3 protein-coding genes are annotated in these 2,995 nt (G+C 72.1%); 1 reads left to right on the top strand and 2 read right to left on the bottom strand.

All coding sequences use genetic code 11. The features are described from left to right. The first annotated feature begins 124 nt into the window (after positions 1-124). A complete protein-coding gene (locus PKE44_RS17480) occupies positions 125-1,051 on the top strand; it encodes a bestrophin family ion channel (protein WP_324553817.1) in 927 nt (308 codons plus the stop codon). A gap of 15 nt (positions 1,052-1,066) precedes the next feature. On the opposite strand, the gene glpK is transcribed toward PKE44_RS17480, so the two are convergent. Both glpK and PKE44_RS17490 read right to left on the bottom strand, forming a co-directional pair. After that, a complete protein-coding gene (gene glpK, locus PKE44_RS17485; protein WP_324553820.1) occupies positions 1,067-2,572 on the bottom strand; it encodes a glycerol kinase GlpK in 1,506 nt (501 codons plus the stop codon). 27 nt (positions 2,573-2,599) lie between these two features. After that, positions 2,600-2,995: glycerol-3-phosphate dehydrogenase C-terminal domain-containing protein (locus PKE44_RS17490; protein WP_324553822.1), on the bottom strand; the 396-nt coding region annotated here is incomplete at its 5' end.

Here is a 2,995-nt window from a genome sequence, read left to right on the forward strand (position 1 = left end):
CTGCCCTCCGGAGGCAGAGGTCAGGGGTTCGAATCCCTTCGGGCGCGCCATTCCTCACCCCGCCGTTCCCGCTGTCTGCGCTCCCCGACGTCACCGATTCACCCGCGGCTCCGGTCACGCGCCCATGGTCATCCTGCAGACGCCCGGCGGTTTCGATCTGCTGTTCCGCATCCGCGGCTCGATCGTGCGGGACATCCTGCGTCCGCTGCTGGCGACGACGGCGCTCGCGACGCTGGTCACGGTGCTGCACGAGTCGGTGCTGCCGTTTCGTTATTCGATGACCGTCACGCCGTTCAGCCTGATCGGCCTGACCCTCGCGATCTTTCTCGGCTTCCGCAACAGCGTCAGCTACGACCGCTACTGGGAAGGCCGCAAGCTCTGGGGCGAACTGCTGAACGCCTGCCGCAGCCTGGCCCGACTGGCGCTGACGACGATCGATGCCCCGGCCGGCGCCGCCGATGCGCGGCCGACGGCGTTCGTGCACCGGCTGATGGCGTTTGCGCATGCGCTGCGCCACCACCTGCGCGGCAGTGATCCGCTCCCCGACCTCGAACGCCTCCTCGGCCCGCAGGCCGCCGCCCGTCCGGCGGCGGCGCACAACGTGCCGCTGGCGCTGCTGCAGGAACTCGGCGAGCACCTGCACGGCGCGCGCCGTGACCTGCGCATCGACCCGCTGCTCGCCGCGCATGCCGAATCCCGGCTCGACCGGCTCGCCGACGTGCTCGGCGGCTGCGAACGCATCCGCAACACGCCGCTGCCGTACCCGTACCGGCTGCTGCTGCACCGTACCGTGTACTTTTACTGCCTGCTGCTGCCCTTCGGCCTGATCGACACGGTCGGCCGGATGACGCCGGTGGTCGTGCTGTTCCTCGCCTACACGTTCTTCGGCCTCGATGCCCTCGGCGAGCAGATCGAGGAACCGTTCGGCGAGATGCCGCACGATCTGCCGCTCTTGGCGATCAGCACGACGATCGAGGCCGACCTGCTCGAACTGCTCGGCGAGCGCGAACGGCCGGCGGCCGTGCGGCCGGTGGATGGCGTGCTGCTGTGAGACCGGGCCGCGCCCTCAGGCCGGATCGATCCTGAACCCCAGCGTCGCCTGCACCGCCTGTCGCCAGCCCGCGTAGCTCGCCTCGCGCCCGGCAGCCGGCAGCGCCGGTTCGAAGCGACGATCGGGCCGGCAGCAGGCGGCGATGGCGGCGCGATCGGCCCAGAAGCCGGTCGCCAGCCCGGCGAGCGCCGCGGCGCCGAAGGCCGTGGCTTCGGGCTGGGCCGGGCGTTCGACCGGCACGCCGAGGATGTCGCTCTGGAACTGCATCAGGAAGGCGTTGGCGACCGCGCCGCCGTCGACGCGCAGCCGTTCGAGCGCAAGCCCCGCATCGGCCTGCATCGCATCGAGCACGTCGCGGGTCTGGAAGGCGATCGCTTCGAGCACGGCACGGCAGATCTCGGCCCGGCCGCTGCCGCGCGTCAGCCCGAACAGCGCACCGCGCACGTCGCTTCGCCAGTACGGCGCGCCGAGCCCGACGAAGGCCGGCACGCAGTAGACGCCGCCGGTCGAGGCGACCGACTGCGCCAGCGCCTCTGAATCGGCGGCGGTATCGATCAGCTTCAGGCCGTCGCGCAGCCACTGCACGGCCGAGCCGGCGACGAAGATGCTGCCTTCGAGCGCGTATTCGAGCTGATCGCCGATCTGCCAGGCGATCGTCGTCAGCAGCCCGTGGCGTGAACGCACCGCCTGCGCGCCGGTGTGCATCAGCAGGAAGCAGCCGGTGCCGTAGGTGTTCTTGGCCATGCCCGGCGCGTGGCAGCCCTGCCCGAACAGCGCCGCCTGCTGGTCGCCGGCCAGGCCCGCGATCGGCAGCGCGACGCCGAGCGTCAGCCGCGGATCAGTCGTGCCGAGCACGCCGCTCGATGCGCAGACCTCGGGCAGCAGGGCGCGCGGCACATCGAGCAGCGCCAGCAGTTCGTCGTCCCAGCGCCGGGCGTGGATGTCGTAGAGCAGCGTGCGCGAGGCGTTGCTCGCGTCGGTGACGTGCCGCCGGCCGCCGCTGAGGTTCCAGACCAGCCAGCTGTCGATCGTGCCGGCCAGCAGCTCGCCGCGTCCGGCCCGTGCGCGGGCGCCGGGCAGTTGATCGAGCAGCCACCTGAGCTTGGTGCCGGAGAAGTACGGATCGATCAGCAGGCCGGTGCGCTCGCGGATCAGCGGCTCGGCCCCTTGCGCGCGCAGCTGCGCGCAGATGCCTTCGCTCTGGCGCGACTGCCAGACGATGGCGCGATGGATCGGCCGGCCGGTGGCCTTCTCCCAGATCACGACGGTCTCGCGCTGGTTGGTGATGCCGAGCGCGGCGATCGCCTGCACCGGGGTGCGCGTGACGGTCAGCACTTCGGCGATCGTCGTCAGCACGCTGGCGAGGATCTCGGAAGCGTCGTGCTCGACCCAGCCCGGCTGCGGGAAGTGCTGCGTGAGCTCGCGCTGCGCGCAGCCGGCGACGCGCCCGGTGTGGTCGAACAGCAGCGCGCGCGTGCTGGTCGTGCCCTGATCGATTGCGAGCACGTAGCGTTCGTCCATGTCTCCTCCCCGGCCGCGGCCGGCGGATCAGGCGTGTCCGCCGCTCAGCCGCGGTACTGCTTCGGCAAGGTAGTCCGCGAGCCGCGCCGCTGCCCCCGCCTCGATGCGCAGCCCGAGCTTGCTGCGCCGCCACAGCACGTCCTCGGCCGTGCGCGCCCATTCGGTCTGCACCAGGTAATCGACCTCGGCCGCATGCAGCCCGGCCCCGAAGTCCGTGCCGAGTCCGGCGAGCGCATTGGCGGCACCGAGCAGCCGCGATGCGCGCGTGCCGTAGCTGCGCACCAGCCGCGCCGCCAGCGCCGGCGGCAGCCACGGCCGCGTCGCACGCAGGCTCCGCAGCAGTGCCTCGCGATCGTCGAAACCCCCGCCCGGCAGCGCCGGCCCGCCGGCGCTGCCGGGCGGGGATTTCGACAATCGCGAGGC

The organism is Plasticicumulans sp. (assembly GCF_035331805.1).
Lineage (GTDB): Bacteria > Pseudomonadota > Gammaproteobacteria > Competibacterales > Competibacteraceae > Plasticicumulans.